This window comes from Legionella nigrisilvae (genome assembly GCF_977063395.2).
The window spans coordinates 1,073,097-1,087,639 of record NZ_CDRUGZ020000011.1 but is presented as its reverse complement, the minus strand read 5'-3'; the positions used below and the strand labels follow the sequence as shown (position 1 = coordinate 1,087,639).

Sequence of the window (14,543 nt, the reverse complement as noted above, 5' to 3'; positions counted from 1 at the left end):
TATTGATTCTTTTTCTACAATTTTGGAAATTTCAATTCCTTGTAGGGGCAGTCATAAGAATTAATCTAGGAAAACCAATTTAATCGATTATTAAAGGTACTCATGAAAAGGATATTTAAAGTCTCAAAAAGGGAGATTAATTTACCTGTTATCGTCATTGTATTGAGTATCTTAATTGGTATCTACCATATTCTTTCTTATTTAATTCCTTTTACAAGTCATGCTTTTGTAGTTACTAACGTTACTCCGATTGCAGCAGATGTTTCTGGTTTTATAACAAAAATCTATGTTCAAAATGGAAGTCCTGTAAAAAAAAATCAACCTCTATTTGAAGTTTATCGAAAACCTTATCGTTTAGCTTTTGATTCGGCAAAGGCGAGATATGAAGAAGCAAAAGAGCGTATTAAAGTAATTGAGCGGCAAACACAAAAAACAAAAACATTATTGGATGCAGCTAAGTATGAGTATCAAAAATCTCGCTTTGAATATCAATTAAAAAAAGCACCTAGTGTAAGCGAAGCTTTATCAAAACTTGAAGTACGAAAGCTAGATTATGATTTACTTTCAGTTAAAAACAAAATGGATTCACTTAATAAACAAATTGCAATCGAAGATCAGCAAATAATTCAACAAAAAAAATTGATTAAAGCGCTCAAAGCAGAAAAATATAAAGCGAAAGTAAATCTTGACCTAACTATTGTTAAAGCACCTACTGATGGTGTAGTCGATAATCTCTATATTGGTCCAGGGACTCCTGTGAAAATACACCAACCATTATTTTCCTTTATTAATACGTCAAGATGGTGGATACAGGCTAATTTTTATGAAACCGATTTACGCAGAGTAAGACCCGGCGATAAAGTTTATATCATGCTCCGAATGTATTATTTCAATAAAATCTTCCATGGCAGGGTAGTCAATACCTTATGGGCAGCAGGTCGACAAATTACTGATCCACGCACACAACAGCAGATGGTTAGCAGCAATAATCAATGGTTATTAGAGCCACAACGTTTTCCACTTCAGATAGAGATTCTTGATCCCGATCCTAATTTCCCATTACATCCTGGTGCGAGTGCTTATGTTTATATCGAAACTAATACGCATCATTGAGGACTATGATCCCTACGGAAATCATCGTGTTAATGGAGTAAAAGTCACTTATGTGTTGCTTATTCTTTTTGCAGTTAATTTTATTTTTTCCATTCCTAATCCCTATTTTTATTATTTTTACATTCCAATTACAGCTATGGCAGCAGAAGTAGTAGGGGATACGATAAAAAGAAAAAATTTGTTACTTTTTTATTGCATATGGTGGTCTGTTATAAGTGCATTTCTTTTTGATATTTTATCAATTAGTGCTTTTTTTCCCATTTTTGCATTCTTCTACTCGTTTTTTTTATATATGGTTGCCATTAAAAGCCGGATGCATACGATCATAATTGCGCCAGTAGCCTTAAGTTTGGGGGCATACTCCCTGCTGTATAAAGAGATAAATACCAGTTTTTATGCAATTATCAATAATTGTTTGAATACCTTCATCGCAATGGCAATAGTTTTTGCTGCTTTAGCTTTTTTTCCGAGGAGTTATTATTATCGGTTATGGTTAAGGGCTTTGCTATTACTCATCGCCCAAATTATCGAGCATTTATCCTTGATGGTGGAACGTAAAAACATCATTTTTAATCCAGTCAGAGGCCATACAAACCATCTAATTCGTTATGCTTCGATGTTGCCTCAAACATTTCCCCTTCGTTCCATTTGGAGAATTAATTTACTGATTAATCACTTGCATTTAGTGGTTTGCGTTATTGAATCAGAAACAATTATTCTGGAAAGTGAAAAAATTAATTTATTCATTAAACAACTTAATACTTTAAAAGAGGCAATTGAAAAGGAACAACCCTGTAAATTAGCTGAAACGCCATGGAGCATTTTAAATAAACTTATCTCTTCTTGGAATTATCTATGTTTAAAATTGTAGATTATCGAAAAACCAGAGCATTACAAATTTGCCTCGTTTTCTCAACTGCTTTGGCAGTTCAAAGTCTTTTAGGATACTCACATGCCGGATGGATTGGTTTTGCAGTAATGATGATTTATGCAGGCTTTGATCGAGGCGCCAGTTTGCAGCGAACTACTCATCGTTTTTGGGGGGCAGTTTTGGGGTTACTGTTGTCTTATATACTATGGTTTATTGGACAAATAGATTTTCGTTTTATCCTCATTATTATTCCTATTATCGTCTTTATGGCCTACTTTTCTTTGGGAAAGCGTTATGCATTTCCTACTATTTTCACAGTCACTCTAACCTCATTAGGAACAGATTATTATGGGAGAAATAACTATGCCGTTCCTAATTTCTTTTTTGATTATTTATTATCGACAATTGTAGCATTCTTGCTTTGTTTTATATTTGAAACGTGGGTATTTCGCAACAGCCAATTATCGAGAAAATTTTATATAGATTTACAAAAAAGAATTATTACTCATTTGCATAAACTGTTTGATATAGTAACCCAAAAACCATTACGAGATAGTGTTTATTTAAAAGAAAGTGTGGTGCTGAACACCAGTATGTTGGATTTATATGCTTTTGTTGATTCAGCCAAGTATGAATCTGATTTAGATGTTAACTTTGCAAATGAATTAGATGCTTTTGGCTCTGTAGTTCAACAAGCCTATCATAATATTCGCAGGCTTTTTGTTTTAGGAGCCCATAAAAATGAGGTACTCAAAATTGAGACTCGAAGTATATTGGAACAACTTACTCGAATAAATCAAAGCCAAAGAGTTAAATATATTGGAGAATAAATTGATTAGGATAATTGGCTTACTGATTTTGGGTTTCCTGTTGAGCTCTTGTACTCATCATCCCTCTAAGCCTTTACTTATTCCAAATCAATGGCCCGTTAACGATTCTAAATTCATAAATACCGATGAACATCTGCCTTGTTTTCCATGGTGGAAGCAATTTAAAGATCCTAATTTAAATATGCTGATTGACAAAGGCCTGGTTAATAATAACGATGTGAAAGTCGCTGTAGCTCATATTGAAGCAGCTCAAGGAGAATTAAAACGCGTCCAACTGAATTGGATTCCTGAAGTAACGGGAAATGCTGGTTATTCTTCGTTTCCTTATCTAGGTTTCCCGGGAGTACTCCTGACGGTAGTTCCCTCTTATACCATTAATATCTTCAAACAGATTAAAGAACAACAGAAAGCCAAGTATGAATTAAAAGCCACAAAAGCAATGTATTATGGCGTTCGACTTGCTGTAATAAATCAGATTGCCAGCAATTATTTTAATCATCAAAGCCAAATGGAACAATTATTTTTGTTGCATTCCTTAGCAACTGATCTTTCTAAATTAATCACTATCTCTCAGGCTATGTATCAGCGTGGGTTATTTGCACGAACCCAATTAGAGCTTGCTAAAACGGAACTCTCATTAATCCGCTCGAAAGAACGAGTTGTGCAACAAAACATCGTGGTTAGCGAAAATGCCTTACATTATTTACTGGATGAAAATCCAGGAGAATTACCCCTGAAACGCCATTTTAGGGACTTAAATAGTCAACAAATGATCATTGGTGCTCTTCCATTAACCATTATTGAAAACCGACCTGATATGATGCAAGCAAAGCAAGAATTTTGTGCTGCTAATGCGGGAATTGGCATCGCTTTTTCTCATTTCTTACCTACAATCAATTTAGCTATGGCACGTGGAGAAATTGCTAAAGTGGCCAATGGAGGCCAATTAGGCCAGGCGGTTCATTTTAATCAGGCCATTCTCGAGGTTCCTTTTTTAAGGGCATCTGCTTTAGGGCAACTACAAAAAGCTAAAGGATTAAATAAAGCATCCTATTATCGTTATACGGATACCTTACGTAAAGTACTTAGAGATGTGACCAACGATTTATCCGCGCATGAACTATATACAGAACGTCTTAATGATATAATGAGGGCAGAGCGCGAACTGAGAAGCGCTTATCAATTAAATAAGACTTTATATGAAAGAGGTATTATCAGCCATCTGATATTGATTGAAGAAAAAGTTAAATTAGATCAACTCGCTATTGAAGTAAACCAACACAAACTCGAACAATTAATGACTATTGTTAATCTGTATCAGGATTTAGCGGCTGGGTATAATTATGGTTCTTTTGCGCCACAATAAGGATAGCGTCCCATTCATGCATACCCTGAGGGTTGTAATAGACATAGGGATACTATAGAGCCCCCAGGGTCGCATGTCGTTCTTCAACATGGACTTCTCTCTTATTGTTCACATTAAAGAATAAAACATTATCATGATGATGTCTCACCGTAGAGCGATGTGCGATACTAATAATTGTTGTTTTGGGCAGAAGCTCTTTGAGCCGACAATATACATGTTCTTCCACATTTTCATCTAACGAAGCTGTAGCCTCGTCCAGAAATATCCAGTCGGGCTTTCTTAGTAAAACACGTGCAAAGGCAATTCGCTGCTGCTCACCTAATGATTTAAAACCAACGTGTTGATCTAATTTGTCAGAAAGCATTTCCAAATTTACGGCATTTAAAGCTGAAATCAACTCACTATCAGAATACACACAATGTGCATCAGGATAAGCGAGTACCGCTCTCAGGGTGTCATTCGGGAGAGTGGGTTTTTGCGGTAAGAAATAAATAGATTCTAAGCTATTAGGGATTAAAATTTCTCCTTCTCCAGATAACCAAGTTCCCGCTATTGCTTTAAACAGACTGCTTTTTCCTGTTCCTGACGGAGCCTGAATCAGCGTATGAATTCCCGGTTTAAATTGTAAGTTAAGACCTTTAACGATTAATTCATTACTGCCGTGTAAATGAAGATTTAAGTTTTGTACGATAAGATTCTTATTGTGATGGCCTATCGAGCGAATTATGTTCTTAGTGGATTCACTTTCATTATTTTTCTCCAAAGTTTCTTGTAATGTTATAATCCGGGCTAAACTCGTTTGGAATTTATTAATCATTTCAAATGAGTTAATAAACCAGTTTAAAGAGCGCGTTATCATAGAAAAATAATATCCTGCAGAATAAAATACATCCAAGGTAATTAGATCTGTGAAATATAAAGGTGCGGCCGCCAGGACTGGAATAATTGCTTGGAGTATCCCATTAAATAAATTAAATGAGGAGGTTTCATTTTGAATGGATAATCGTCTTCTAGTTTTAGTATTTAATTCATCTACCTCTTTTTCCAATCGGTTTTGGTAGTATTTCTCCGCGTGTTCAATTGCGATTTCTTCAGAGAAGATTTTAATATGTTGCAAATCTGAGCGTAAATTGGATTGAGCAATAGTCTCTTCGTTGGTGGACTCGCGTAATGATCGATTTATAAAATAGCCCATGAGCGAGGTTGCAATCCCTACTCCTAATGCCACTAAGACTAAAAATCCTGGGATTATTATAGTTCCTCCAAAAAGCATAAAGGATAATGAGCCTCCTGCCAAACTCAAAAGTACAGTATAAATAACGAGATTAAAAAAGTTATCGATAAAGCCTAATGACAAGTTTAGAAAGGAGTCCACCACTTTATCAATGTCCTCTTGGATACGTTGTTCCGGATTATCAATGTCACTATAAATTCGTGAAATTTCTAGGTAGTTTGTCTTATTATTTAAGTACTGATCTATTATTTTTTTTGTTAACCAGGAGCGCCAATTTACGTACAATTCATTTTTTAAAAAATTAGTTAAATAATTTAACCCCGCCATTGCACCCGAAATTAAAAGACAAGCTCCTACGCCCATTAACAAAAGAGCTGTATCTTTAACTATAAATGCGGCAAAAATATAGGGAAAACACCACCATCCTAAAACAAAGCTCAGACCAATTATTGTTAAAGTGCTCAAAGCACAACCCCCAAATAGAGCCCATGCCTTCCACTTATCATTGGAATTTAAAAAATAATCTGGCAAAAAATGTAGGGATTTTTTGAAGTAAGAGGGTTCGGTTTTGGAAGAGGTAGTCATTGAAGTATCAATAATGTTAAAAAAAAGACAAACATAATGCATATGCACTAAAGGATCAATTGATTTAGGAGAATGAAATTTCTGAGAATTAAACGACTAATTTTTTAACTATGACGTTCCTGACCAATTTCTCTGACAACCTGTTTTATAAGGTGCTTGATTTTTAAAAACTTAATGTTTAAAGTTCGATCAGAATTAACTGCATTAAGGAGGATTAAATGTTCGGTTTTTTTAATAAGGAAAATAAATGGCGAGCCGCCATGCAAGCTGCAAATGTAATTGGTTTATCGGTGGCTGCTTATAATTTATTGTCCAATCCTGACACAGCTTGGGAAAATGGTTTTCAGATGGTAATGCTGGCGATTAATGTAGTTACTTTCAGTAGCAATGATAATCCGTTGTCCAGCATAGGTAATGCTGCTCTTAATTTTACAGGTTTGGGTACCGCTTATGCAGGAGCTACATCAGGTTGCACTGCAAATTCGCTTCCCGTTACTGTAGGAAATGTTTTATTGCATGCGACCAACGCAGTGACAAGTATTTGTTACAAATATGAGCCCCATGAAGAAAACACTTCCGCAACACCTAATAAAGCCATGTAATCTATTTAGGTTGAGCTGGAATGCTCAACCTCATCAATGAATTCAAATTGTATAAGAACAAATCACTTAACGTTCATTAATATCAGTTGAAATGAAAAATTTGAGCTATATTAAAATACAGGATTTGAACAAATAACAATAAGGACAAATCATGAGCGCTCTTCTGCTATTATTTTTAGCAGTAACTATAAGCTATTTTCCGCAACTTCCTTTGGAGCTTCCTCAGATACGTACTATGAAGGATGATGCCCGTTTCATTAGTGAAATAGCACCGTTTCCAGGTATCGAGCAAATTAACGATCTCTACTTAAATGATATTAAATCATTGTTAACTCGTGAAGCGCCTAATTTAAATCCCTTAGTGGTTAACAAAGTCCTCACTACCCTTAAGTGTGCTACCTCATATAATGTGGTGCACAATAATATTTTAACCATTATTGATTATTCATTGCCTTCCAATGAGAAGCGTTTCTGGGTGTTTGATTTAAAAGCAAGAAAGTTATTGTATTATACTTATGTATCCCATGGTATCAAATCAGGCTCATTATTGACCAATTTCTTTTCAAATAAATTTAACAGCAAAGCAAGCAGTATTGGGGTTTATCAAACTCAACAAGCTTATTATGGTCGTGATGGTCTCTCATTACGGTTGGATGGGTTGGATCGTAGTTTTAATGATAATGCATCAGGTCGGTCTGTTGTAATGCATTCTGGTTGGTATGTAGAAGAAGGGTTTATTAAAAGATACGGACGACCTGGACGAAGTTGGGGGTGTCCTGCACTTCCTTTAGCGATATCTAATGGAATTATTAATACGATAAAAGATAAATCATTATTGGTTATTTACTATCCGAGTGATGCATGGTTTGCCAAATCAAAATTTTTAAATTGTGATAAAACGGCTGCATCTCAGCATACGAATGATTCAACGATACAAGTACCTGCTTCTGCTCCTAATGAACATCGCGATGCGATTTTATTTGTAGGAAGTGGATATAAAGGCAGTAAGAACGCTGAAAGTAAACCTGTAGCGGTTATTTCAGCAGATACTTATGAACGGGTATTTCATACTACTGCGCCATTAACCCGAATGTTAAGACGTCAAATTAACAATGCAGAATACATAGCTTTGAATGCAACAGAACTTTATTATTTGGCCAATAATAAGGCCGATAGTGCAACAGGTCAAAGTGAGAGTTTAAATGCCATCCATTTTGTTATTCCGGTGCTAAAAATAGTCCGAGGCGGTTATTATGAAACACAAATGCAAATCGTCAATTTAGGTAAAATCAAAGAAGTTAGAATTAATGGGGGTTTATCCAAAGAAAACGAACTTGCAAATAGCTTCACCGTTTATTTTGAGGGAAGTTCAACCGTTAATTTACATGCGAATAATGAATTTATCCGGTGGGTGGGATTATAGTTATAACTAGCTGAGTATAGCCCGAGAATAAAAAATTCTCGGGTCATAGATTATACTACATGAGCTCATTAGTTGAATCATCAAGTTCAAGCCACATAGCGTTTAAAATGGCGAAACAACAAGCAAGACCAGTACCTAAAATCCAGGAAAAATACCACATAATATACCTCCTAATAAGCCGTATCCGCATTTTTAATAAGTGTTTGCTCTGTTATTTTTCCACGTAATACACGATAAACCCAAGCGGTATAAAGCAAAATAATGGGTAGGAAAATAACCGTAGCTGCTAACATAATAAACAGAGTTAATTGACTGGAAGAACTATCCCAAACTAACAAACTTTGTCCGGGATTTGAGGAAGAGGGGAGTATGAATGGAAACATACTTACACCTACCGTGGTGATAATTCCTACAACAGAAAGAGCACTGCAAATAAAAGCCGTTTTAACATGTTTTGCGGCAATAAATGTTAATAAAGCTGCAATAACTCCAACTCCTGGAGCGAGTAAGGTTATGGGAAAACTACGATAATTAGAAAACCATGCATCAGCTTCTCGGATAACTGTTTTGTAATGTGGGTTTGAGGGACCATCATGAGCTAAAGCGCTGGTCAAACTATAACCATCAATACCATAATGAAGCCAAATTCCTGCACCAATAAAGATTAAGAAGGACAATAGAGCAGATATTTTCCCTGCATTTCGAGCTCGCTGTTGTAAATATCCCTCTGTTCTTAGGTTGAGAAAAAAAGCACCATGCATGGCAAGCATCAGTACAGAGAGTACTCCACATAATAGAGCAAAAGGATTCAATAAACCAAAGAAACTACCGGTATAAAATGGTCGTAAAGATTCATCAAAATAAAAAGGAACGCCTTGCAAAACATTGCCCACAGCAACCCCAAAGATCAATGCAGGGACAAAACCACCGACAAACAAAGCATAGTCCCAGAATGAACGCCATTGAGGATTAGTTAATTTTGAACGGTACTTAAAGCCAACTGGACGCAAGATAAGGGCCAATAATACCAACAGCATCGCCAAATAAAAACCTGAGAAAGAGAGTGCATATAAGATTGGCCAGGCAGCGAATATCGCACCACCCCCTAAAATAAACCAGACTTGATTTCCTTCCCAAGTCGCACCGATGCTGTTAATTAAAATACGTCGCTCAGTATCTGTTTTTGCAATCCAGGGTAGCCACATTGCCACACCCAGGTCAAAACCATCCATGACTGCAAAACCAATCAGTAATAAACCGAGCAAAATCCACCATATGATTCGTAATGTTTCATAATCCAAAGGCATAATTGAATCTCCTAGTGAGCCATATTATCAGGGCCAAGACGGATGTACTTAACCATCAAGAAAATTTCAACGACGGCAAGAATTGAATAAAAGAGAATAAAACCAGTTATTGAGGTCAATACTTGAGCATTACTTAATGTAGATGTACCCATAGCAGTAGGTAATATATCCTGGACTGCCCAAGGTTGCCGTCCGTATTCCGCAACGACCCAACCTAGCTCTGCTGCAATCCAAGGTAATGGCAAGGAATAAAATGCCATACGTAAATACCAACGGGTAGTATGTAATTTACGTCTCATAGATAAGTAGAAGCCTACTGCAAATAAAAGAATGAAAAAGAATCCACAGGCGACCATAATACGGAAGGAGAAAAATAAAGGAGCGACTCGCGGCTTCAGATCATGTGCGGCTTGATTAATTTGATCTTCAGTTGCGTCAACAACTTGTTCCGTATATTTTTTCAAGAGCAGACCATAGCCTAAATATTTATTGTGTGCGGTAAAATCTGCTTTTGCTTGTTCGTCATTAGGATTTTTTTGTAATCGAGTTAATGCTTCATAAGCAAGCATTCCTTCTTTGATCCGTTCTTTTCCTTGTTCAATCAATTCTGAAATACCTTCCAGGGGTTCCGAGAAGGTTCGTGTTGCGATTAATCCTAATGCATAAGGGATGGTTATTGCGTAATCAGTGGTCATTGTTTCTTCATTAGGAATACCAAAAACCGTAAGACCAGCTGGGGCCTTTTCCGTATGCCACATGGCTTCGATGGTTGCGAATTTCATTTTTTGGTTTTGATTATCCAGATAACCGCTTTCATCGCCTAACACAACTACTGCTAAAGCGGATGCAAGTCCAAAACTTGCAGCTACAGTGATTGAACGTTTGGCAAAGTTTATATTTCTGCCTCGTAATAGGAAATATGCACTGATGGATAATACAAAAATGGAGCCTGTAACGTAGCCAGCACTGATAGTATGAACAAATTTGGCTTGGGCAACCGGATTAAACATTACAGCAACAAAATCGGTGACTTCCATGCGCATGGTATGGAAATTAAATTCCGCTCCCACAGGGTTTTGCATCCAGCCATTAGCAATCAAAATCCATAATGCTGAAAGATTTGTCCCTAAAGCAAGTAACCAGGTACAAAACATATGTTGGAATCGACTTAACCTATCCCAGCCGAAAAAGAACAAACCGACAAAAGTGGCTTCTAAAAAGAAAGCCATTAGACCTTCAATCGCCAGTGGAGCACCGAACACATCGCCCACATAATGGGAATAGTAGGCCCAATTTGTTCCAAACTGAAATTCCATAGTCAATCCGGTAGCTACACCCAGTACAAAATTGATACCGAAGAGAATCCCCCAATATTTGACCATTTGTCGCCAAATATCACGACCAGTCATTACAAAAATAGTTTCCATAATGGCTAAAAGTAACGACAACCCCAGTGTGAGTGGAACAAAAAGAAAATGATAAAGTGCTGTTAGAGCAAACTGTAAACGGGATAGATCGACCAGATCACTACCAGGAATCATTACTCACCTCACATGTCATGTACTTATTGATAAAATCTTTAGATTCCCTATTTTGTCTTATAAAATGCTAAGGAATTCCCTAATTTATTTTTTTTCATAAGGAAGATATTCTTTTGCTTGAATTGTTCCTAATAGCCATTGTTCATTGCTTTGATGTGGTTTTTCCACGTTTTTAAAGCAAATTAACCATAATAAAATCAATAGACTAAATTTAATAATCACGGTGATAAGAATATCACGAGTCAAGGGCTTAAGCATGTTCTTTAACCCTCGTTTCTTGACTCAGTATTCCAAATTTTAAAGATTCTGCGATTAATGAAGCTTTGTGAACAAGTTCTTCTGCCTTTTCCCTGGGCAAATGGTGTGCCGCTTCTTTCTGGAATAAATCCAGCCAACGAACAAAATGTGCTTCTGTAATAGGAGTGACTTGTTTTAATAGGACATGTTTTTGATAGGCATTGCCATGATACTCATTGGTTTTCAACATGATGCTATTCCAAAATTGACACAGTAGGGTAATGTGTTCATCCCAATCAACGTGTGCCACATCATTAAAGATGGGGCCAAGGACCTCATCTTTTTGCACTTTTTGGTAAAAATGGGTCACAAGCTTTTCAATATGGGTTTTATTCAGCTCAGTCATGTCACTATCTGCTGATATAAATTGGGATAATGATACTTAAGTTTCATTTTAAATACAACTTTAAATTAGTACCAAATTTTATTATTTCTTTATTTTATTAATTAACTCAAGTAAAGCGATTGCATTATTAAACTTTTCGTTTTTAGAGCTGTATAACAAAGTTACAGTTTGGTGTTCTGCTTCCCTCGTGATCTTGGTAAGTTGCTCTTGCTTTTCAGCCAGCTCACCCGTGTAGCGTTTTTTAAATTCTTGCCATTTTTCAGGTTGATGGTGAAACCATTGACGTAGCTCGTTACTTGGGGCAATTTCTTTTAACCATAAGTCTATAGCAGCCTTCTCTTTGTTTACTCCGCGAGGCCATAATCTATCAACCAATATTCTGTATCCATCTGATGAATCAGGTTCTTCATAAATTCTTTTGATCTTTATTTCATGCATCATGCCTTTCTTCTTGAGGGGGAAGCTTGAGTAATGGGTAGAGCTCAATTTTATTTTGAATAATATCTTCTAAACTAAATTGTTCTAAAACTTCAAAAAAAGCTTTTTGTGCTTCCAGAAGAATTTTTCGTAATTTACATGTAGGTGCAATGCAACAATTTGCTTTATCTTGATTAAAACATGGGACTAAATCAAAGTGTGGCTCTAGTTTTAAAACAAGAGTTTTTAAATTAATCTCTGCAGGATTTTCAGCCATAATAATCCCGCCATTTTTCCCTCTAATTGTTTTAATAATTCCCATTTTTGATAAATTATGAATTATTTTTATTAAATGGTTATGTGAAATGGCATAAGCCGAGGCGATGTCATTAATGGTGCATGTATTTTGTTTGAGTGCGATATAAATTAAAGCACGTAGCGAGTAATCAGTAAATTGAGTGAGTTGCATTCAACACCCTAAATTGTAAATAAGAGCTTATTATTTCTTTTTATTAGATGTATTTCAAATGCAATTTCAAGTCGCCAAAAAATCGACAGAGATACTATTATTAAAGCGTACTTGAGCTATAATTAAACTTATGGAGTTGAGAAACGGGGAATGATTATGAGCAGAACTATTATGAGTAAAATCATATGCATTGGGATTTTTGCTCTAGGCTTATTTGCTGCTGGAATGAGTTCTGCTGGTGGTGGGTGGCACGGTGGAGGCTGGCATGGCGGTGGAGGCGGCTGGCACGGAGGAGGCTGGCACGGAGGAGGCTGGCACGGAGGAGGTTGGCACGGTGGTTACTACCATAATGGTTGGAACGGTGGTTATGGCGGCTGGGGTACTGGCGTTGTTATTGGGGTTCCTTACTATAACGATTATTACTATCCTTCATGTCAAACCGTTCGCGTATGTAATCAATATGGACATTGTTGGTTACAAGAATCGTGCTATTAAAACTATAAACTATTAATTTAACCCACAATAAGTCATGTGGGTTTTTTTATTTTAAAAAACATACAAAGTTTTTAGTCGTATATAGACGCCGCAAATTGATAAAAGGATAGTATCTATTGGTAAAAATTGGTACTATTTTTGATTGTTTTCCATTTAACATGAGTTTCTTATGAATAACACAATAGAATATTTGAAGCATCTAAATTGGGAACATATTGCTTTTGCTACGTTTTTACTCTTTTTTGGTTATTTTGTTGCAAAAAAAATCAGCCACTGGGTGGAAAAAATAATTGAAAATCGATTTTCAAAACACCTCGCAATGTTATCAAGTCGGGTGATTTATTACGGCTTTTTTTTGCTGTTTTCGATTTCAGCATTGCATGAGATGGGATTTAAATTAACTTTATTACTAGGTACTGCGGGTTTATTTACGGTAGCTTTAAGCTTTGCTTCCCAAACGGCCGCATCCAATCTTATTAGTGGCGTGTTTCTGTTATTTGAACGCCCATTTAAAGTAGGGGACGTGATCTCCATTAAAGAGACTAAAGGAACAGTAGAAACTATTGACTGGTTATCCACTAAAATCAAAACCAATGACAATCGATTAATTCGAATTCCCAACGAGGGGTTAATTAAATCAGAAATTACCAACTTGAGTATATTTCCTCAAAAACGAGATGAGATCATACTAAGAATTGATGCGGTACATGATGTCAATAATATTAAGTCCTTACTCCATAAAATTTGTGAGGAATGCAGTCATATTTTACCCACACCTAAACCTCAAATTTTGTTATCTCAGATGATTGATAGAGGCGGTGTTGAACTTAAAGTGTTGTATTGGTCAAAAAGCGATTTAGCTACAGTGCGTGATGAAGTGCTCTCTGCAATTAAAATAACTTTTGAACGAGAAGCAATTAGTTTTGTTAACGATCGAATTTACATACCAACACTTCCTTCCTCTGCGACATCATTACCTCTCTAGTTGAAGATAAAGACAAAAACGAAATCAAAATCAATTGTTCTCTTGCTAACTTTTTAAACAGGTTTCGTTTTGTTTTAGCTAAATTACAATATTAAGACCACTTGCGAGTCTGGCATACTAGGTGTATGTTGAATATGAATGGATTGGAAGTGGGAGTTGAAATGGAATCAACGATCGAAATTGTTGGCTATATTGCCTGTTGCTTGGTGTTGGCGACGTTCTATGTCAAAAGGATTTTGACATTACGTCTCATCGCAATTTGCTCCAATGTAGCCTTTATTATGTATGCACTTGGTAGTACTCTTTATCCGATTTTTGTTCTGCATGCGTTATTATTACCCTTGAACTTATATCGGATTTTTGAAATAAAGAGAGGGACACTTAACTCTGATTCGCGAATCTATATTAATAGACGATGAATGGTTAAGGAAATGTAAATAATAGTTACAAATGTCTAAAGAGATCAATGACATTTTTACTCTAGTTATTTTCATCATCAGAAAATGATTAAGTGGAAATATGCCTAAATTTAGGAATAAATTGAGTATATATGGGAAGTACTTCTGTTCAAAGCATGCATATAGAAGAAAGTTCTAATTGTGGGTGAAGTTTAACAAATCGGTTAATTTGAAAAATATTAAACCCAGGTTTCGTTATCCTTC

At 36.0% G+C, this 14,543-nt stretch carries 17 protein-coding genes; 9 read left to right on the top strand and 8 right to left on the bottom strand.

Going from position 1 to position 14,543, the window contains the following annotated elements; translation table 11 throughout:
- Positions 1–102: 102 nt before the first annotated feature.
- From ACWTE2_RS04895 to ACWTE2_RS04880, 4 genes are read left to right on the top strand one after another with little or no spacing between them, the layout of a single operon-like run.
- A complete protein-coding gene (locus ACWTE2_RS04895) occupies positions 103–1,113 on the top strand; it encodes an HlyD family secretion protein (protein WP_454784387.1) in 1,011 nt (336 codons plus the stop codon).
- Positions 1,082–1,984 (top strand): hypothetical protein, encoded by a 903-nt coding sequence (locus tag ACWTE2_RS04890; protein ID WP_454784386.1) that lies wholly within the window; start codon positions 1,082–1,084, stop codon positions 1,982–1,984. The genes ACWTE2_RS04895 and ACWTE2_RS04890 overlap by 32 nt, the downstream gene beginning before the upstream one ends.
- The gene (locus ACWTE2_RS04885; RefSeq protein ID WP_454784385.1) at positions 1,969–2,814 is read left to right on the top strand and encodes an FUSC family protein; all 846 of its coding nucleotides are present in this window, start codon (positions 1,969–1,971) and stop codon (positions 2,812–2,814) included. Before ACWTE2_RS04890 ends, ACWTE2_RS04885 begins: the two co-directional genes overlap by 16 nt.
- A gap of 1 nt (position 2,815) precedes the next feature.
- Positions 2,816–4,180 (top strand): TolC family protein, encoded by a 1,365-nt coding sequence (locus ACWTE2_RS04880; RefSeq protein WP_454784384.1) that lies wholly within the window; start codon positions 2,816–2,818, stop codon positions 4,178–4,180.
- Positions 4,181–4,232: 52 nt separating this feature from the next.
- On the opposite strand, the gene ACWTE2_RS04875 is transcribed toward ACWTE2_RS04880, so the two are convergent.
- Positions 4,233–5,999: an ABC transporter ATP-binding protein/permease gene (locus ACWTE2_RS04875; RefSeq protein WP_454784383.1), complete on the bottom strand. Its 1,767-nt coding sequence runs from the start codon at positions 5,997–5,999 to the stop codon at positions 4,233–4,235.
- 218 nt (positions 6,000–6,217) lie between these two features.
- On the opposite strand from ACWTE2_RS04875, the gene ACWTE2_RS04870 reads away from it, so the two are divergent.
- Both ACWTE2_RS04870 and ACWTE2_RS04865 read left to right on the top strand, forming a co-directional pair.
- Entirely contained in the window at positions 6,218–6,601 is a 384-nt protein-coding gene (locus tag ACWTE2_RS04870) for a hypothetical protein (protein ID WP_454784382.1), read from the top strand.
- A 151-nt stretch (positions 6,602–6,752) separates the two neighbouring features.
- A complete protein-coding gene (locus ACWTE2_RS04865) occupies positions 6,753–8,024 on the top strand; it encodes a murein L,D-transpeptidase catalytic domain family protein (RefSeq protein ID WP_454784381.1) in 1,272 nt (423 codons plus the stop codon).
- A 55-nt stretch (positions 8,025–8,079) separates the two neighbouring features.
- On the opposite strand, the gene cydX is transcribed toward ACWTE2_RS04865, so the two are convergent.
- The 7 genes from cydX to ACWTE2_RS04830 all read right to left on the bottom strand — a co-directional run bounded on the left by cydX (position 8,080) and on the right by ACWTE2_RS04830 (position 12,401).
- Positions 8,080–8,187, bottom strand: a complete 108-nt coding sequence (gene cydX / locus ACWTE2_RS04860; protein WP_454782069.1) for a cytochrome bd-I oxidase subunit CydX — start codon at positions 8,185–8,187, stop codon at positions 8,080–8,082.
- 7 nt (positions 8,188–8,194) lie between these two features.
- The gene (cydB, locus tag ACWTE2_RS04855; protein WP_454784380.1) at positions 8,195–9,331 is read right to left on the bottom strand and encodes a cytochrome d ubiquinol oxidase subunit II; all 1,137 of its coding nucleotides are present in this window, start codon (positions 9,329–9,331) and stop codon (positions 8,195–8,197) included.
- An 11-nt stretch (positions 9,332–9,342) separates the two neighbouring features.
- Complete coding sequence (locus tag ACWTE2_RS04850; RefSeq protein WP_182391368.1) at positions 9,343–10,872, bottom strand: cytochrome ubiquinol oxidase subunit I; 1,530 nt, start codon at positions 10,870–10,872, stop codon at positions 9,343–9,345.
- Positions 10,873–10,956: 84 nt separating this feature from the next.
- A complete protein-coding gene (cydP, locus tag ACWTE2_RS04845; RefSeq protein ID WP_182391367.1) occupies positions 10,957–11,130 on the bottom strand; it encodes a cytochrome oxidase putative small subunit CydP in 174 nt (57 codons plus the stop codon).
- Positions 11,123–11,515: a group III truncated hemoglobin gene (locus ACWTE2_RS04840; protein WP_454784379.1), complete on the bottom strand. Its 393-nt coding sequence runs from the start codon at positions 11,513–11,515 to the stop codon at positions 11,123–11,125. The genes cydP and ACWTE2_RS04840 overlap by 8 nt, the downstream gene beginning before the upstream one ends.
- Before the next feature lie 81 nt (positions 11,516–11,596).
- The gene (locus ACWTE2_RS04835; RefSeq protein ID WP_454784378.1) at positions 11,597–11,956 is read right to left on the bottom strand and encodes a DUF488 domain-containing protein; all 360 of its coding nucleotides are present in this window, start codon (positions 11,954–11,956) and stop codon (positions 11,597–11,599) included.
- Complete coding sequence (locus tag ACWTE2_RS04830; protein ID WP_454784377.1) at positions 11,946–12,401, bottom strand: Rrf2 family transcriptional regulator; 456 nt, start codon at positions 12,399–12,401, stop codon at positions 11,946–11,948. The genes ACWTE2_RS04835 and ACWTE2_RS04830 overlap by 11 nt, the downstream gene beginning before the upstream one ends.
- Positions 12,402–12,557: 156 nt before the next feature.
- Here ACWTE2_RS04830 and ACWTE2_RS04825 point away from each other — a divergent pair, with 156 nt between their 5' ends.
- The 3 genes from ACWTE2_RS04825 to ACWTE2_RS04815 all read left to right on the top strand — a co-directional run bounded on the left by ACWTE2_RS04825 (position 12,558) and on the right by ACWTE2_RS04815 (position 14,300).
- Positions 12,558–12,896: a hypothetical protein gene (locus ACWTE2_RS04825; protein WP_454784376.1), complete on the top strand. Its 339-nt coding sequence runs from the start codon at positions 12,558–12,560 to the stop codon at positions 12,894–12,896.
- Positions 12,897–13,065: 169 nt separating this feature from the next.
- Positions 13,066–13,881 (top strand): mechanosensitive ion channel family protein, encoded by an 816-nt coding sequence (locus ACWTE2_RS04820; protein ID WP_454784375.1) that lies wholly within the window; start codon positions 13,066–13,068, stop codon positions 13,879–13,881.
- Between the two features lie 161 nt (positions 13,882–14,042).
- Positions 14,043–14,300 carry a hypothetical protein gene (locus ACWTE2_RS04815; RefSeq protein ID WP_182391362.1) on the top strand — a complete coding sequence of 86 codons (258 nt, stop codon included), beginning with the start codon at positions 14,043–14,045 and terminating at the stop codon, positions 14,298–14,300.
- Positions 14,301–14,543: the final 243 nt, after the last annotated feature.